General features: G+C 65.7%; 14 protein-coding genes. 7 read left to right on the top strand and 7 right to left on the bottom strand.

Annotated elements, in window-relative coordinates; translation table 11 throughout:
* Positions 1–7 precede the first annotated feature (7 nt).
* Both AC4OXY_RS14275 and AC4OXY_RS14270 read right to left on the bottom strand, forming a co-directional pair.
* Positions 8–1,342 carry a tyrosine-type recombinase/integrase gene (locus AC4OXY_RS14275; protein ID WP_362616927.1) on the bottom strand — a complete coding sequence of 445 codons (1,335 nt, stop codon included), beginning with the start codon at positions 1,340–1,342 and terminating at the stop codon, positions 8–10.
* A gap of 111 nt (positions 1,343–1,453) precedes the next feature.
* Positions 1,454–1,723, bottom strand: a complete 270-nt coding sequence (locus AC4OXY_RS14270; RefSeq protein ID WP_362616925.1) for a helix-turn-helix transcriptional regulator — start codon at positions 1,721–1,723, stop codon at positions 1,454–1,456.
* 778 nt (positions 1,724–2,501) lie between these two features.
* Here AC4OXY_RS14270 and AC4OXY_RS14265 point away from each other — a divergent pair.
* From AC4OXY_RS14265 to AC4OXY_RS14235, 7 genes are all read left to right on the top strand, one after another.
* Positions 2,502–2,801, top strand: a complete 300-nt coding sequence (locus AC4OXY_RS14265; RefSeq protein ID WP_362616923.1) for a hypothetical protein — start codon at positions 2,502–2,504, stop codon at positions 2,799–2,801.
* Positions 2,802–3,182: 381 nt separating this feature from the next.
* A complete protein-coding gene (locus AC4OXY_RS14260; protein ID WP_362616921.1) occupies positions 3,183–3,737 on the top strand; it encodes a DUF2563 family protein in 555 nt (184 codons plus the stop codon).
* 1,787 nt (positions 3,738–5,524) lie between these two features.
* Entirely contained in the window at positions 5,525–6,835 is a 1,311-nt protein-coding gene (gene mycP / locus AC4OXY_RS14255) for a type VII secretion-associated serine protease mycosin (RefSeq protein WP_362616919.1), read from the top strand.
* 1 nt (position 6,836) lies between these two features.
* Complete coding sequence (locus AC4OXY_RS14250) at positions 6,837–7,274, top strand: hypothetical protein (protein ID WP_362616918.1); 438 nt, start codon at positions 6,837–6,839, stop codon at positions 7,272–7,274.
* A 36-nt stretch (positions 7,275–7,310) separates the two neighbouring features.
* Entirely contained in the window at positions 7,311–9,575 is a 2,265-nt protein-coding gene (locus AC4OXY_RS14245) for a hypothetical protein (RefSeq protein ID WP_491994012.1), read from the top strand.
* Positions 9,576–9,589: 14 nt separating this feature from the next.
* Positions 9,590–10,099, top strand: coding sequence for a hypothetical protein (locus tag AC4OXY_RS14240; protein ID WP_362616915.1), 510 nt, complete (start codon positions 9,590–9,592; stop codon positions 10,097–10,099).
* Between the two features lie 54 nt (positions 10,100–10,153).
* Positions 10,154–10,540 (top strand): hypothetical protein, encoded by a 387-nt coding sequence (locus AC4OXY_RS14235; RefSeq protein WP_362616913.1) that lies wholly within the window; start codon positions 10,154–10,156, stop codon positions 10,538–10,540.
* A 92-nt stretch (positions 10,541–10,632) separates the two neighbouring features.
* Here the strand turns inward: AC4OXY_RS14235 and AC4OXY_RS14230 are convergent, their stop codons facing one another.
* The 5 genes from AC4OXY_RS14230 to AC4OXY_RS14210 form a co-directional block, all read right to left on the bottom strand.
* On the bottom strand, positions 10,633–11,334 hold the full coding sequence (locus tag AC4OXY_RS14230) for a hypothetical protein (RefSeq protein ID WP_362616911.1): 702 nt from the start codon (positions 11,332–11,334) through the stop codon (positions 10,633–10,635).
* A 122-nt stretch (positions 11,335–11,456) separates the two neighbouring features.
* Positions 11,457–15,452 (bottom strand): SGNH/GDSL hydrolase family protein, encoded by a 3,996-nt coding sequence (locus AC4OXY_RS14225; protein ID WP_362616909.1) that lies wholly within the window; start codon positions 15,450–15,452, stop codon positions 11,457–11,459.
* Between the two features lie 306 nt (positions 15,453–15,758).
* Positions 15,759–16,145: a hypothetical protein gene (locus AC4OXY_RS14220; RefSeq protein WP_491994011.1), complete on the bottom strand. Its 387-nt coding sequence runs from the start codon at positions 16,143–16,145 to the stop codon at positions 15,759–15,761.
* Between the two features lie 36 nt (positions 16,146–16,181).
* A complete protein-coding gene (locus tag AC4OXY_RS14215; RefSeq protein ID WP_362616907.1) occupies positions 16,182–17,132 on the bottom strand; it encodes a hypothetical protein in 951 nt (316 codons plus the stop codon).
* Positions 17,132–17,665, bottom strand: coding sequence for a peptidase inhibitor family I36 protein (locus AC4OXY_RS14210; protein WP_076085334.1), 534 nt, complete (start codon positions 17,663–17,665; stop codon positions 17,132–17,134). Before AC4OXY_RS14210 ends, AC4OXY_RS14215 begins: the two co-directional genes overlap by 1 nt.
* Positions 17,666–17,866 lie beyond the last annotated feature (201 nt).

The raw sequence follows: 17,866 nt of genomic DNA, 5'->3' as shown, positions 1-17,866 counted from the left end.
TGCGGTTTCATGGCCTGTTGCGGGCTGGCGGGGCGCCCAGGGACTTCTCAGGGACATTCGGTTGCGGATCTTGACCGAACCACTCGTCCATGGCGGCGAGGCCCCGCTTGCCCGCCCCGGGCATGAAGTGAGCGTAGTGCGTCAGCGTGGTCTGCGGCGAGGCATGCCCGAGCCACGCCGACACGCTCACGATCGACTCGCCGGCCTCAAGCTGGGTGCTCGCGTACGTATGCCGGAGGACGTGGAACATGTCCTCCCTGGAGAGTTCGTAGATGGGGTACCGACGGCTGCGGCGTCCGTGCGTCCTGACCTTCTCGCCGACCTTCTTCAGTACGCCGGCCGTCGCGAGTGCGGGCCGCCAGCTCAGCCTGTTCCACATCGAGTAGTTGATTCGATTGCCCTGCGAGGTGATCAGGATCAACTGGACGCTGATCGGTTTGCGCTGTCGCGCTTCCAACTCGGTCGTCGGCGGCTCAGGGTTGCGCCACGGGAGCGTGCAGGCGACCGAAGGAAAACGGCGCAGATGGTCCCGGACACGCTTGGCGAGGTTAGGGGAGAGGGGAACGTCTCGCGTCTTGCCGCCCTTGGGCAGGCAGAAGTACGGCCTTCCCTTGGAGTCCCACCGCAGCTGTCGGCGGACGTGTACGACACCGGCATCGAAGTCCACATCCTCCTCCCCGAGGCCGAACGCCTCGCCTTGGCGCAGGCCGAGGCCGACACCGAGGTCCACCGCGATGCGGTATCGCTCCTGGAGGCCCGCCCGGACGGCCTCCACGGTCCGCCTGGCCCATGCCTTGGCCTTCCTCTTCGCTGGTTTGGGCGCCTTGACAGTCCGACGGGCCTTGCAGGGGTTCTTGACCAGGCGGCCGTCGTCGACGGCGGCTTCGAGGATCGTGGAAAGGTGGATCCAGATCACCTGGGCCGTGGACGCCTCGACCCGTGTCAGCAGTTGGGCCTTCCAGGTGCGCAGCACGGCAGCGTCGATGTCCCGGAGCGCGGTTGTACCCAGGAACGGGATGATGTGGTTCCAGATCTTGCTGCGCATGGGGGCAGCGGTCGACGGTTCGTCCGATCGGCTCGGCCACCAGTGCTTCTCGATGTACTGGGCGAGGGGGATCGCCCCATCGCGGGGGTCGACGAATTCGCCACGTGTGGTGTCGGTCTGCGCCTTGGCGAGCCACTGCTTCGCGTCTTCGCTCGTGTCGAACGAGCGGTCCCGGACGCCAGGGATGCCCTTCACCCGATAGCGCTTGCCCTGGCCCCACAGGGCAGTTCGCTCCCGCTTACCGGTGTCCTTGTTGGGCTTCTTCTTGAGCCAGCGGTCTTCTATGTACCCCGCCAAGGGAACGTTCTCCTATGAAATCAGTTGGGTTATGGTCGTATGGCACGGTGGGATGTTGGGCGCCGGGACGCCGAAACACCGACGCACCGCCTTCGGGCTCGTGGACAGCCTTCAAGGAGTGCGTACGGCGCGCTTCGTCGGGCCCTGGGTGAGAGGATTGAGAGCAGCGTTGGAACGTGAATCCGCCTGCTCCTGCGCTATGACCCACTCATCCAGCGCCGAGATCCTGTACATGACGCGGTGGCCCATGCGGAAGCTCGGCGGACCCTGCCGCCGGTGACGCCAGACATACAGGGTGTTTGGTGAAATGCCAAGGTATTCTGCCGTCTTGTTCAGGTTCAAGAACGCGGCTTCATGCGTGGATGTGGTCTGGTCGTGCATTTCCGGTCTCCAGGGTGAGAAATGTTGATGCACTCACGATCCGGAGAAGTCTGGCGTTGGTGAAACCGAGAAAACGTGGTAGTGCGCGCTTCGGCTCTCAGCATCAGGGGGTGCTGAGTGCGACTGTTGATAGCGGGCCTAGCAGTCCATGGCCCTGGATCCTCCCGTCGTTGAGCTGCGGTTTTGCCAGCACCAGTACGTTGACATGGGGTTCGCGCAGGTCTCAAGCCATGGTCGTCTGCCGTAGGCGAACTGCCGCGCGTCGGCGACGGGTGAAACGGCAGCGGACTGATAGCCGCGACGCTTCTGCCAAACGCCAACTGCGGCCTGTGTGATGTTGTGATCAACCAGTTGCCTGCAGGAGGTCGTTCATCCACATCATTGAGGCGCAGAAGTGGAGGGCGGGGAGGTAGCTCTCGGGCTGCGCTGCCGAATATTTCATCCGACCAGGTCGGACAGGCGTGTTGGTATGGGTGGATCACTCGGGCGAGCCGGCCTCGGTATGCCCACGACGGGGCCTCAGAAGGCGGCTCTGCGACCGTCCCGTGCGGCGGGACGTGATGTTGTTGCAGCGTGGCCACAAGAGCGACGATCGTGGTGCCGTTGATCCTCACCGCCTTCCCGTTCGGCCGCAGCGGCCGGGATTGCGGGGCGCAGAATGTGGGAAGCCGGGTCGGCACCGGAGGGCACGCGTTGGTTGGTGGCGATGGCCATCGCATCGCTGTGAAATCGACCCCCTCTGTCAAGTGCTTCGAGCGCTCGCAATATGGTCGTAGTCGTGCGCTTCGACGACAATGAGCCCGTCTTCAAGCGGAGCAAGTGGGGGATGAACCGCTACGAGTACAACCCGCGGAACCCCGTAGGCTTCGCCTTGATCGTGGTGGCCATAGGCTTCGCTGTGGTGATGCTGTTCCTGATGCACAACCACGCAGGGCCATTTGCGCCGCCGGACACGTCATGGAGTCCGGCGCCGGACATGTCGCGGTGGGCGCCGCCAGCAGAGGATCCACCCGGGATAACCCCGTCGGGGTCGGTGTATTCGCCAGGGCCATACAGGTCTGAGCGGGTGGTGAGGTGATCCCTTGAGCGCAGGCTACGCCCGTCATGCGCTGTCCGGGTTGCCCGAACGGCGGTGTAGCAGAGCTCCTGCCAAGGCCGAGTTAGGGGCTCCTTCCGTACCAGCCATTCGAGAGACGCCCCTGCATCTGACGGCGGACGCCGCCCCTGCCCCGTTCCTGGGTGCGACAAGGAGTTAGACAGAGGCAGCGGCGTGGCTGTGACGTACGGCATGGTCACTTTCCGGTCAGTCGCGGGCTATGGGCGGCGTCAAAATTCCGTGACCAGGCAAGATCACGACTATCGTGCCTGGGTTGCTTCTGTTACGGATGGAGATGGCAGGGGCACCACAAGCGAGTGGCTAAGGTGCTGCTGAGGGGCTGGCTGCACGGGGGAGGACTCGATGGCCGATAGCACGGGGGATCCGCAGGCAACTGCGGCTGCGCTGGAAGCGGCTGCCGGCGCGCTGGCCGCGTCCGGCATCGGCCCGATCGCAGGTGCCGGTGCCGCCATGGCCCGGGAGCTGCGGGTCGAGGCCGAGACTCTGACGGCCTTCAAGAACCGGGTGAACGACCTTCTGACTCGGCTGGAGAAGTCGAAGGCTGCTCCGCACAGGATTGCGGACGGCGCCCTGCCGACGGGACGGTTGGGTAACTTCGACGAGGCCGACGCGCTCCACGGTGCCTACGGCCAGGTGCATTCCCAGCTGGAGGGTCTGTCCAAGATGCTGGCACTGCAGATCGAGGGGCTGATGGTCACGGTGGACGCGTCGAAGAGCAACTATCACAATCTCGACGCCGATATTCGCGATCGTCTGCACCGCATCCGTGTCGAGGCCGACAAGCTGGCTGTCAATGAGGCCCGGCCGGAAGTAAAGGGACACGTTGGCGGCGGGGCGGATACGTCCGGCCATGGCCGACACGGCTCCACGTCGGATTCGCAGGCAGGTGACTTGTGATGTCCGTGGTGATGAGACAGCGCGACGGGATGATCTCGACAGGGAAGGCGGTGGGGCTCCATGTCTGACTTCGCCAGCCGCATGTGGGAGACGGTCAGGCAGGAGCGGTTCCTGCTCCAGGATCCCGAACAGCTGTGGGCCATGGTTGAGTCGGCCGACGGGCCGACGGCCAGCGGCCTCGGTGAGCTTCTGACGGAGGCCGCCAAGACGATCAAGGAGATCGGCGTCGATCTGCGGACCCACAGCATGGCGGTCGAGTGGGAGGGCGAGGGCGGCGCGGCGTTCCGGACCTGGTGCTACCAAGCAGCGCTGACCACAGTGAGCCTGGGCGATTACAGCGAGAACGCGGGCAAGTGGCTGGGTCACGCGGCGGACACGCTGCACGAGGTCAAGCCCCAGCTGGAGATCCTGCGGAAGCAGAGCGCGGGCCCGCGCTCGGTGCTGGAGGCGCATGCGGCGAAGGCGACGAACGTCGGCGATCACGGCGGTGGTCCGTCGGACTCCGAGGTGACGAAAGCCAAGACTCAGTACGCCAACACCCGTGCCGAGGCTGGCGGGCTGATGATGAAACTTGCCCAGTCGTACACGGCGTCGACGGAGCAGATCGGCGCGCTGGAGGCACCGAAGTTCCCGGAGTTGCCTCAGCGATTCGTGCCGGATCGGTTCGGCGGCGAAACCCATATTTCCGCCCCTACCGACGGGGGGAAGGGGACTTACCCCGGGACGCCCGTGCGAACAGAGGTACCAGTACGGCAGACAACCGTCGACTCCAGCGTGAGCCGGACAAGTCCTGTATCGAGGGTGTCCCTGTCACACCATCCAACGGATGTAGCCAGCGTGTCAGATGTGCCGCTGCCGCGACATCACGTAGATGCTGCGAACACGGTGATCGACAGCACAGGCACCCTGCCGTCTGCTCCGGTGATTCCTGCCTCCCCGTCAGCGCCGCCTGTCGGACCGGGGGGCGGCCCGGACGGTCGGACACCGTCGGTGACCGGTCCGCTCCCGTCACCTGCGTTCGGGACTGGAGCGCCGCTGCCTCCCGGTATCCGAGGAGGCGGTGAGCGTCCTGTGTACGGTGGCCGGGGCCCTCTGGCCACGCCATCCGGACCGGGTACGTCCGCGGGCCCGCGTATCCCAGGACGCGGATTCTCCGGCCCCTACGGCCCCGGTGTGACCGGCGGTCAGTCCGGCGCTGAGCCCGGGCCGACTGGCTCCTCCTCGGCCAGGAGCGCCAATGGCATCACGGGCGGTCGTCCCGTCTCGCCAACGGCGGGACGGCCTGCCGGTGCGATTCCACGTGGCAACGTCATCGGCGGCACTCCGAACGAGGAGCAAGCTCCCAGTGGCCGTGGCGCCGGGCTGAGAAGCCGTGCCGCAGGGGCCACGCCAGCCCGCGACGACGACCGCGCTGCGAACCGGGAGGGCGCGGCGCGAGGGCGAATGCCTGCCTCGTCCAACGGGATCGTCGGGGGGCAGCCCCGACCTTCCCGAGACCGCAAGCGGGCAGGTTTCACCTCGAGAGGTGTCCGATCCGCAAGCGAAGCGAGCGCAGACGAGCCGCTGCAGCAGCGAGGTGGACCATCCCGTGGTGCCTCCACCCCCGTCCCGAAGCGTGACGACCGTTCAGCCCGCTCCAGGCGCGCTGGCAGCCGCGAGACCGAACAGGCAGAGGCCAGGGAGCACCAGGCAGAGGAAAACGCGGAGCACCAGGCAGTGGAGAAGAAGAACCGACCACTCCCGCCGCCACTGCCCAAAGGGCCCGATGGAGACCTAGGACGAGAAGGATGACCATGCGCAGCCGCAGCGAGCGGGCCAGATGGCGCAGCCGGGCCGTGTCCGCAGCCGCGGGGGCCTTGTTGGCGAGCATTGCCGTTACTCCCGCGCACGCTGGCACCGTCCGCGAGCGGCAGTGGTACCTCGACGCCATGCACGCCGATGAGATGTGGAAGACCAGTACGGGCAAGGGCATCACGGTCGCGGTGATCGACACGGGTGTCCAGGCCGACCTTCCGGACCTGCGGGGCCAGGTCGTGGCCGGCAAGGATTTCTCGAAGCGCGCCGGTGACGAACGCACGGACTACGACGGTCACGGCACCACCATGGCCGTGCTCATCGCCGGCACGGGTGCCAAGGGTGCCACTACGGGCTCGTACGGCCTGGCCCCCGGGGCCAAGATCATGCCGATCCGCACTCCGGGCTTCATCGAGCGCAACCGCGCCGACGGCAACCAGGACGACTTTCCCACCGCCACGGCGAAGGCCATCCGGTTCGCGGCCGATTCCCGCGCCCAGATCATCAGCATTTCGGGAGGCAGCGCTGCGAACTCTCGGGAGCTGACGGACGCTGTCGCCTATGCGTTGTCCAAAGGCAAGCTGATCTTCGCAGCTGTGGGCAATGACGGCGACGCCCTCAACGAAGTCAATTACCCGGGTGCAACTCCCGGCGTAGTGGGCGTCGGAGCGATCGACAAAAGCGTCAAGGCAACGAAGGAGTCCGAGCACGGCCCCCAGGTCGATCTGGTCGCGCCGGGCGAGGACATCATCTCCGCCTGCCTCGGCGGCACAGAACTGTGCAGTTCACACGGCACCAGTGACGCCACCGCCCTCGCCTCCGCCTCCGCCGCCCTGATCTGGTCCAAGCACCCGAACTGGACCAACAACCAGGTCCTGCGGGTCATGCTCAGCACCGCGAGCAAGCCGACAAGCGGCAAGGAGCGCACCGACTACATCGGCTACGGCGCCGTCCGCCCCCGCATCGCGCTGACCGACCCCGGCGACCCCGGCCCGGCCGACGTCTACCCGCTGCCCGACTTCAAGCAAGCGGCACCCAAGACCCCCAACGGGTCGGCCACGGCCTCCGCGAAGGATGACGGCAGCCCATCGCCGACAGCATCCGCATCTGGGAGCGACGGGTCTGCGCTGCCGTGGATTCTCGGGGGTGCGGGAGTTGTCGTGGTTGCGGGTGGCGCTCTCGCAGCTGGGGCGGTACGCAGGCGCCGACGTGCAGCGGCGGTAGCCCAGGCTCACGTAGCCATGCCGGCTGGGCCGGGGCAGACGCCGTGGTACGGAGACAGCAATTACGGGGGGAGGTCCTGAGATGGCGTGGGACGAGTGGGAGCAACTGAAGGCCGACGCGCTGGCTCGTCGGCAGGACGGGATGCGACTGGACAGCGCTGCGGGTGCGGGAGGAAGCGGCGCCGCGGGCGCCCCTGATCTGAAGACGAACAAGGCGGGGAACGACACCGCCGTCAAGGCCTTGCAGGACGAGATACCGCGGGACACGGACAAGGCCGGCAGCCACGCCGACGAGTCCACAGCCACGGCTGTGCGGGAGTTCAGCGGCTGGCAGACCGGATCCGGGCTCAAGGACGCCCACGCGGAATGGGAGTTGCAGGTTAAGAACCTGAAGGGGCGCCTGGGGCAGGACAAGGAGGCGTTGGAGGGCAGCCACCAGCATCTCCAGTACGTCGACTACGGCGTCGGCAGTCGGACGGCGCAGATCAAGGCCGGGCCTCACCAGGGGCGCGAGGTCTAGGAAACCGGGGAAACGGGGACGGGGAGAAGGACGGGCATGCTCAGCTATCAGGACGTGGTCACCATTAAGCTCGGTGCTCTGACGACGGCGGCCACCGACTGGGAGGACATGGCTGGCGGCTTCGAGGACCTGGAGACCCTGTATGCCGCGAAGGTGGAGTCGGCCGCGACCGAGGACACGGCAGGTCTCACTGCTGCGGTCAGGGCCGCGCAATTGGCGGCCACTCGGCAGCAGTTTAAGGATGCGCAGACAGAAGCCCGCGCCATCGCCTCTCTCCTGCGGGAAGCCCATCAGGAGTTCTCCAAACTGATCGGCCACGTGAACGACGTTGTCGATCAGGTGAAGGCGGACCATATGTCCGTCAACGGCCAGGGCGAGGCGGTCTACGACTTCCGCAAGCTCACCCCCATGCGACACGACGAGGACTACCCCAAGTACGTGTCCCGGGCGAAGGCCGCCGAGGCAGCTTGGACGAAGAAGATCAAAGACGCTGTGCAGGCGGTGGATGACGCTGACCAGGGTGTCAAGCACGCTCTCTACGAAGCGGCCGGCATCAAGAGCTGGATCCAGCGTGCGTTCGACGAGGCGATGGGGCAGGGCGGTCACACCTTCAACGGCTCTGCCGTCGGGGACATCGTGGTGTACGAGGCCCGTGAGGCCAAGGGGTACGCGAACGTGATTCTGGCCGGCGACAAGCTGGACGGCGATGACCTGAAGGAGTGGCAGCGCCTCATGCGCGACAACTCCCATGACAAGGTCTTCAGCCAGACCCTCCTCAACTCCCTCGGCGCGGACAAGACCCTCAAGCTCACCAACAAGATCGACGACCTGGCGTACCTCGACGACACGAAGGACAAGAACGCCTACCTGCAGATCAACGGAGGCCTAGCCGACTCGCTGGCGACCGCCACCCGCGTCCCCGACTTCAAGGACGCGAACGGCAAACACATGCCCTTCGGATCAAAGGGCTACAACGACGCCTTCGACAACTGGCTGCGGACCGACGACGCCCAGTTCTACGTCAAGTTCGGCAACGACCTGAGAGAACACGGCACCGACAAGTACGACCTCAAGACTGTCGGGGAGGTCGACAGGGTCGCCAAGGAACACGGACAGCAGGTGCGCGGCTACCAGAGCCTGGTCACCCTGATGCAGCAGGGACACAGCAACTACTCACCGCAGTTCCTCTCCGACGTCACCGACGGCGCGATCGCCGCGGAGAAGGACCACCCGCACATCTGGAACCTCTACGGCAACTTCGACAGCAAGCACGGCGACGGCTGGTTCGCCAACGACCCGGTTGACGGTGCCCTGGGCATCATGAGCCGTGACCCTGAGGCGTCCACCGCCTATCTCGATCCGCACGCTGACGGCAGCAACGACCGCCTCCACTACCTCCTCAAGGACCGAGACTGGAACGTCGTCAATACCATCGAATTTCGGGGGGAGCATGAAAGCGACGGGCCCAATGCTCTGGACACGGACGATCGCAAGGGACTCGGCGACGCCCTGACCGCGGCAGCCACCGGTATCGACCCGCACGGGCCCCGCCCGATGGGAGTGACGTCGCACACGGACGCCAACAACAGGGTGTTCGTGCACGCGCTGGATGACCTGTCCAAACAGGGAGACGCTATGCCGTCGTCCCTGCGCGACGACATGGCGAAGATCATGACCAATCACGGTCATGAGACGTATGTGGCGATGAGCGATCCGAGTGACACCCGGCATCCCGTCGACGGTCCGAAGCTGAGTCGTGACCAGGTGCTGGAGATGACGAAGCAGATATCGCGGAGCCAGGACTCCTACAACCTGCTTCACACGGGTATGAACTACGCGATCATGGACGACATTCACGACTCTTCGCGACGCCCGGAAGACACCCTCCACGCGGCTGGCAGCGCAGTTGGTTTCATGGAGGAGGGCAGGTACCTGGCACTCAAGGGCGACCAGCACGACTACACGTGGGACAAGGCGTGGAGCTACCACCTCGCCGGTGGAATGTTGAACTTCGTCCCCATCTACGGCGATGCCTTGCAGCGTGGAGCCGACGTGATCACCAGTGCCTGGATCATGGACGAACAGCAGCATCAGGCGGACAAGCTGACCAGCGACAGTCAGGCGACCTTTCACCATCGCCAGAACCAGCTCAACGCCATTGCCCACCAGTGGTACGCGACCAACTCCCACTGGGCCGACACCCACACCGACTACTCGCACGGACAGGGCATGTACGACCAGATCAACACATCGGCCAATAACGGCAATGCACAGGCCCGCGGCCTGGCGGGAGCTCAGTGATGACACCGAGGCGTATGGCGGCGGCCCTGTTGTGCAGCGCCGTCATGGCAGCGGCGGCAGGCTGCAGCACCCACGCCACCGTCCCCGCGGACTTCTGCAAGGTCCCGGTGTCGAAAGCAGCCCTGTCACCACTCATCCCGCACGACGGATCCGTCAAGCAGACGTACACCACCTTGGAGACTCAGCCGGGTGCGGGCTGCACCCTGAGTGCCGACGGTCACCGGGTGCTGTACGTCGACATCATGCGGTCGGACCGGACCCCGGACCCGGTGGACTGGAAGACCGTGGGAACACCGTACAAGTACGCCGTCGAGCGGGCCGTGTCCTTCCCGGGACATGCGGTGATCGGAAGCGACCATGCTGTGGTTCAGGCCACTTGCACCTCTCGGACCGCATACATGTCCTTCGCGGTCTATTTCTTCGGTGACCGCGTCGAGAACACCACCACCGGCTACAAGAAACTCCAACGTTTCGTCAACGAATTTGTCCCTCGTGAAACCAAGAAGTTCCATTGCACGGATTAGGAGACGAGGCAGAGGTCGGCAGGGCCATGCTGGCCAGCAAGGAGAAGGAGAGAGATGGCCGTGAATGAGCGAAACCAGACGTCACCGTCATCCGGTCAACCGTGCGATGAGCAATGTCTGCGAGACGCCGACCGAATAGAAAAATGGTCGCTTGTCTGGGCGCTCGTGACGATGGGCATGTGGGGCTGGTTTCTCTACCTACTCCTTGTCGGCTACAAGGCCGGTGGAGTCGAGTGCCGAGCGCCGCTGTTCCATGCCGCCCAGGATTACAGTCCCTGCGACAGCAGCATGCGCCAGTGGCCCGTGCTTCTTGGCGTGCTTGCCCTGGCAGTGATTCCGACTGTCATTGCAGCGATCGCAATGGTGTACGCGAAGCTCCTCTACCGTATCGCCGGTCCGGCGAACCATAACGCAAATTCATCTGCGGGATCGCCTTTGTGAACTCCCGGGCGAGTACTTGAACCTGGACCCACCGCGCGACGGTCGTGACTACGTGTTGAGTGTGGCGTCTACGCAATAGCCATTACTTTCAGTTAGTGCTTCTTCAATATTTTGAAGTAGGTTGTGCCCAGGTTGAGCTGGAACACCATGCCGTACTGTTTGCGGATGGCGGCCACCGTAGTGGAAGACGGTTCGCGCAGACACCGTTTGACCGGTGGGTCATTTTCACACGGGCCTGTCGGTTCGCTGATGAAATTTGGTTTCCATTGGCGGTCGCGTACTGGATCCCACTTCAGGCTCTGGCTTGCGGCGTCACGCAAGGGCACTTCAGGATTTCGTTTGTCATACGGCTTCCGGTAGTAGTCGATGAGCGCTCCGTCGACTGTGTGGTTGAACTCAATGCCGGGTACGTTCCGGTCGCCGGCTGTGAGGATACCGTCGAGGACGGACACGATGTGTTTCGGGTCGGCGCCGAAGTAGGCGGTGACATTCAGACCGCAGCTGATCTTGTACAGGTCGCTGTCCCTGGTCTCCAGCCATCCCTTCGCCGTTCCGCCCCAGCAGTTGTCGCGGACCACGACCAGGCCGAGCTTCAAGGGCGTGTGCTCGACGTACGCCTGAACCACTTCTCTGAGCCCAGCTTCCGACTTCTGCCTGGCGTTGACCGCTTCCGGGCTGCCGGCAAGTTCGCGGACAGTCTTCTCCGGTACAGCCCGGTCCTCTGCCGAGCACGCGGACACCGCCAGCGCCAGAAGCATCAATGCCGCTGTCTTGACCTGCTTGACCCGCTTCATGAACGTGGCTTCCTCCCGTCTGCCCTCAGCATGCAGCCCACGTGCGGCCGGCAGCATGAGTATGTGTACTCAAAAAGCGTGTGGGGAAGCCCTGTTGGACTTCCCCACACGGTCTGGCTGGGTTACTTCTTGGGCCAGGCGCCCAGCGCGGCCTCCAGGGTGTCCGCGTACAGTCGTGCTCCGGCGATCTTCGGATGGAACGACTGCGCGGAGATGCCGAACTGGAAGAACGGCCAGTCGATCTTCGGTTCGTCGCTGTCTGTCAGATCGGTGACAATGCCGTGAATGCTTTCGGGGTCGCCGCAGACGGCCTTGCCGTGGAAGAACGCCTGCGGGTTGGCATAGCCGACGTCCACTCCGTGCTTCCTGACGAGGTCAGCGGTCTCGAACATCGTCTGTGCCAGGTAGTCGGCCACGCCGTTGAGCCACTGCGATTCCTCCGGTGAGATCCCGACGAGAGGGATCTTGTTGAGGCAGGAGGCGTCGTTGGACAGCAGCGGCGGGTAACCCATGAGGACGATCCTGGCATTCGGGGCCTTGCTGTGGATTGCCTCGATCGTCTTCTGGATGCTGGGTGCGACGACATCGCTGATGAGGTCCGGGATGGCTTCCGCGAGCGGCTTGCCCTGGTAGGGGCCGTCAGGGACGCCCTTGCCTTCGGCGTTGCCGAACTTCTTCTCCTGGCACGGATTCCCTGGCCCCATGCACTGGGTGATCACGTAGCCGAACCGGGAGTCGTTGCCGCCGATGGAGATGGTGACCAGGTCGGTGTTCTGGTCCAGGTATCCCTGATTGATCTGCGGCAACTCTCCGCTGTTGTCGTATGTCCTGTCGTTGTTGTCGGCCGGAGCGATCACGTTGTAGGTGCGGGATCCGGAGCAGGCGATGAGGTGGTAGTCCATCCGCGCGCTCCAGTTGTCGTCCAGCTCGCCGATGGAGAGCTGTTCGCCGGGGAGCTTTGCCTGCCGGGACCACGCGTAGGTGGAGCGGTGGCAGCCGTCGCGGTCTCCGGTGACCTTGTTGCGCCAGTTCGTCTCCGGGTAGTAGTCCCGGTTGCCCTCGGAGGCTCCCTCACCACTGGAGAAGGAGTCGCCCATCGCGACGACCGTGTGGTTCGGTTTACCGGGAAGGCCCTGGAAAGCGACCGCGCCCCAGGCGACGTCCTCGTCGCCGGTCCCGTCGGCGGTGGTGTTGGTCAACGTCACGGACGGGGTTCCGGTGAAGTGGAAGACGCCGAGGCTGACCCATCGGCCGGCTCGCTGCTCCACGATCCGTGTAGGGCTGCTCGTGTCAGAACCACCGATCGTGTAGGCGGCCTGCCTGGTCTGCGCCCCGGTGTCGGGAAGGTGGACCAGGACGCGCGCCCAGTTGAGGCTCTGGCCAAGAGTCCAGGTGCCGTCGATGGTCATGTAGCCGCCGTCACCGCCGAAGCGGTCGGCGTTGCGGGTGTGGGTGTACCAGTAGTGGCCGCCGTACCCGCCGCCCACCGAGTGCAGGTCGGCCTTCGCTTCGTACCGGCCTTCCGTACCCGGGTTGAACTTGAACTGGAAACTTCCTGCGGAGTGGATCGTTGCGCAGCCGCTCTGATCGCTCCAGGACGGCGTTCCGTCCGGCACCGAGGCGACGACGTTGGATCCGGCCGGTGCGGCGGAGCACACGGGCGTACCGGTCTGGAGCCGGTAGCCGCGCCCCGGTTCCTGCACCAGCTTCTCGTACTTGATGTTCTCGTGCCCGCAACTGGTGGCGCAGTCGGCCTTCCATGTCACGTTGGGCTGGTTCCACCAGTACTGCGCGTAGCACTCGGCGTCCGGGCACTTCGGCGGCGTGCTGGTGTCGCAGTTGTTCTTGGAGTTGCAGAACGCCTCCAACGGCGGCTGGACGGCGGTGCGCTGGGCAACCAGGGTCCACCAGGCGGGCCGGAAGCCGGCCGAGGAGAAGCCGGACTCGCCGGGCCAGTCCTGGCGGCCGTCGGTGGCGTAGGAGAAGCCGGTGTCCTGGGACCAGGCAGCCCAGCCCATTACCTTCTCCTCGTACGGCCAGTCCTGCGGGTGAGCCGCGTCCTTGTTCGCCGCCGGCCCGTCCACGTCGGTGTTCATGAACGGATGGCCCCAGCCCTTGGCGTAGATCGGGTTGGCCGGGTTGTTGTACCAGCCCAGGCCCCAGTGCCCGGAGTGGCTGCCGGCCTGCGAGGGAGGGTTGAAGCCGAGGTTGTAGTTCCAGACGGCGGTGAACCAGTTCTCCACCCTGGACGAGTCGTCGTTGTTGACGGTGATCTTCTGGCCGTTCTGGTGGACCTCGTTCCACTTGTCGGCGAGGATCTTCAGGGAGGCGGCCACGTTCGTCGCGTAGTCGATCGCGACGAGCTTCTGCAGACCGGGGGACAGGCTGGTCTCGCCCGGCTTCTCGTGACCGGCCATGCGCATGCCGTCGGTCACCTGGCCGACGCCGTAGCCGCAGTCGGACTTGTCCCAGTTGATCTGCCAGTAGGCGGCCGGGTCGTTGGGGTCGGCCTTGTGGCCGTAGTAGCCGTCGACGGCGGCCAGCGGGTTGCCCATCTGCCCGGGGATCGAGCCGCCCTCGGCCTGCCACAGGTTGGACTCCTGGGCCATGATGCCGAGGACCACGTTGGCCGGGATCCTGCCGCCGCCGCTGAGCTTGGGCAGGGGGAACAGAGCCTGCGGGTCGACGGTGCCGAGGCCGGCCTGAGCACGGTAGCCGCCTTGGCGGATGTAGCTGGCGCTCAGATCACCGCGTACGGCCATGTCGACGGCCCACTCGACCTGGTTCGGCGTCGGCTGGAGTGCCTGGACGCTGACGTCGTTGCGGGACACCGCGCACCAACGGTCGTCATCGGTCGGGGAACTCGGTGTCAGGCCCGCCTTCGAGGAGGAGCCCTTCGGCCGGTGCGTCGCGTCGGCCGTGGCGAGGACCGGAGAGGGATCGTGCCCCGAGCCGTCGCCGGTGTCCTGCTGCACGCCCTGTGTCAGCCTGGTCCCGGTGGTGGTGGCGGTGCTCGTGACCGTCACGGCCTGGTCACCCTCATCGGCAGGCGTCGCCGTCCGCGAGGTGGGCTCCCCGGTCTTCGTGAAGCCCTTGCCCGCGCCCTTGACATTCGCCAGGCCGGCGCGCACACCAGGAGTGAGGACCGGGTCGACGGCGAGACGGCCGTGCGAGGACACGTCGGTGCCGGCCGGGGCGGCGAGGCGGGTGACGCCGGTTCCCTCGGTGGCCAGGGCGCCCTTGGGGCGGCCGGTGAGGAAGACCCGGCCGGCATCGCCCTGCACGAGGTCGAGATCGCCGAGCCTGCCCGAGGCGATGCCCTTCGGCTTGTCGTGGCCGGTGAACAGCTTGGCGTGCGCCGTGGAGTCGCCCTTGCGGTCGAGGAAGGCGATCGTGCCGTCGGCGGTGGGCCGGATGTCGAACGGAGCGCTGTCCGCGTCCGCGAGGTTGTTCACCTTGCCGGAGCGGTCGAGGTGGACCAGGCGGCTGCCGAGTGCGGCGACCGTGCCGTCCTTCACCGGTACGGCGCCTGTAATCTCACCGCGGGCCGCCAACCTGCCCGTGGTCCTCCCGGACGCGTTCACGGTGATGACGCGCGTGCGTGTGCTCGCGGCGTCGTTCATGTCCCTGAAGCCGGTGAACGCGGCCTGGTGCGTGGTCGTGTTGCAGGACGGGTCGAAGGACGCCAGTGACGCGGTGAAGGGCAGCTTCGTCACCTTGCCGGTCGTCAGATCGACGACAGCGGCGAACGCGCCGCCCTGCATCAAGTCGGGCTTGTTGGTGAACGTGCGCGGCGCGTAAACGGCCGCGACGTGATCTCGGTCCATCAGGCACTGATTGCCGATCCACGAGTCGGCCGGCAGACCCGGCTCCCCGAGGGTGGCGACCGTCCGCCATGTGTAGGCGTCCTCGCTGTCAGCGGCCAGGATCTTGAAGCCGCCGCTGTCGGCCGCGCCCGTGACGGCCCGGTCCTGGCTGGTCTTCCAGTCCTTCCCGAGCCTGGCATCCGGGTCCTGTACCGCACCGGACGGGGGCGACTGGGGCTTCCCAGACGCCGGCCGAGGCGGGGGCCCGCTGGGTGCTGCCGTGGCCGGAGCGGCTTGCAGAAGGCCGCCCATCAGCGCCGTACACGCCGCAAGGACGGCCAATGGTATGGGTGATCGTCTTCCGGATCTCAAAGAAGTTCCCCGAATTTCTGGTGTGATGGGATGTCCCACGTCCTGGTCCGCGGGCACGCTTTGACTCGCCCATGGGCGCGCAAGGGCGAATCACATGGGCGGTAACTTCAGGTTTTCGAGCCGGACACAGAAACCGCCTTGCCCCGGTCGGGGGGAGCGCGGGGCAAGGCGGTCGACTCAGGGGGCCGGTAACGGGCCTCTATTGCTGGTTGCCGGTCCCGGCGAGGACGGTACGCGGGTTGTGGATCACTCTGAGGTGCTGACGTCGGCGACGCGCACCTCGGAGGGCGTGCCCTCGGCCGAGGGACGTGGCTTCTCGAACGGTGTACTGACCGTTCCCTGCACGGACACGCCGGGCCCGATACGCCTCGTCACGGTCTGGGTGGTCCCGTTCTCGAAATCGAACACCACCGTGTAAGTGACCGCGTGTCCCTCGTCGTTGTGGATGGCGTAGTCGGCGCTGAACACCTGCTTGCCGTGCTCGTACCGGACGCCGGAGTCCGTGATGTTCACGGACTCCGGCGAGCCGGTGTCCGGCTGGGTGCCGGCATTCATGTCGTGCGCGAGCCAGGCCGCCGCCCCAAAGACGACGGCGGCAGCCACGATCCAGCCAACGACAGTTCTCCTGGCCACCACCACGTCTCCTCTGATATCTGACGGCAGGACGGCTCAGCGTGCCGTGCTGACGCTTGCCAGGACGGCACGTGCCTTCTTGAGCAGCAGGGCATCGCGGGTCTTCGCAGCCTCCAGCTGCTGTTTGTGCGACGTGATCTGCTTGTTCTGGTAGGCGGTTTCCGCCGTGTACCAGGTGGCCACCAGCCCGGTGGTGCTCTTGCAGGCGACGTCGTCGGTGGCCATCAGTACCTGTGCCTTCTCAGGCTGAACCCCCGTCCTGCCGGGCTGGGCGAACCGGCCCTCGGCGTCGTCCAGGCTCTTCACCTGGTGTCCGTGGCCTGCCATGCAGGAGGACCAGGACGCGAGGGCGCGCTGCACCACGGGCTGGGAGCGGGTGGCCTTGAGGGACTGCCCGGCGAGGTCTCCGGCGGTGTCAGTGGGAAACAGCACGCCCACCTTCTGGTTGGCCTCGGGGATGCACGTCTCGTTCATCGCCTTGTCCCAGCCTTCGGCCGAGGACTCCTGGTCTTCCCGCGCGAGTTCGGCGTCCTGGTCCGCCTGGCTCGGCCCGCCGGTGTCCTGGGCCACCGCGAACCCGTGGGCTGCGGCCTTCGCGGGGTCGGTGATGCCGTAGCGGCGTTCCATGTTCATCTCGTTGTAGGAGGCCGCCGGCTGCGTGCCCATCAGTTTGGGCGTGTAGGAGAACCCGAGTCGCTTCATACACGCCGACTTGACGACATCCTTGGCGTTCTCGATGTCCACCATGTCGGGATAGCCGAGCATGTACTTCTCCAGCGGAAGCCGCATGCCTTTGGCCAGTCCGGAGGCCACGTCCTGCTTGGGCCAGCTGGCGCGGACCTTCGCATCCGGCAGCTGCATCGCCACCGTCTTCATCTTCTGCTGGTTCCCAGCACTCTTGTCGGCAGCCGAGTTGGCGCCGCAGGCCGCCGTGAGGGCGAGGACCGCGCCGGTGGCGGCGAGCACGAGGGGTCGGGTCTGTCGCATCAGGCATACCTCTTGTGAGAACCGTTGTGGTTCTTGATTCCGGAGCTCAGGTTCCGGGCGTAGCCGTCGGCCTTGGGATACCACTGGTTCTCCCCGCCGTAGCCATCCTCGGAATACACCGAGTACGCGGCATAGGGGTCCTGGTTCCACGCGGACGCGGCATTGTTTTCCACGCCCTGCCCGTCGCCGTCCCCCTTGTAGTGACCGCACGGGAAAGGCATCCCACCGAACGCGTCAGAAGGGAAGTCCTCGAAGACGAACCGGACGACCACCGCGCCCCCGTTCACCGTGTAACCGAACTCACTGGAGCGGTCACGGCGGGTCGCGAAGCAGGCGCTGTCCGACTGAGTCGTGGTCTCCGACCGCGAGTTGTAGTGGATCCGGAAACAGTGGTTCGGATGGCCCGTGTCGCTGGACGTGCAGTCGTTGTGCACGTATGAGGTCCCGGCGTAGGCGGGTGCTGCGGTGAGAACGCCGGCGGCTAGGGCTGCGGCGGTGGCAGCGGTCGCGGCGGCGGATCTGGCGAAACGCAAAGAGCTTCCCCCTCCTTGGAGCGAACGCGTCCGGGAGGCGGATCAGTACATGGACGCGCCCCCCGACGCGCAACGACAAGCCGATGGGCGGATGGTTGGTCTGGTCCATTCGCCCACGGCCCGGCCACTCTAGACACGGCACGAACATGCCGGTCAAGAGGCCAAGGCAGGAGCTATGTCGTCCCGGCGTGAAAGCAACTC

The sequence above is a fragment of the Streptomyces sp. HUAS MG56 genome (assembly GCF_058673395.1).
This window is presented reverse-complemented; position numbering and strand designations above follow the sequence as displayed.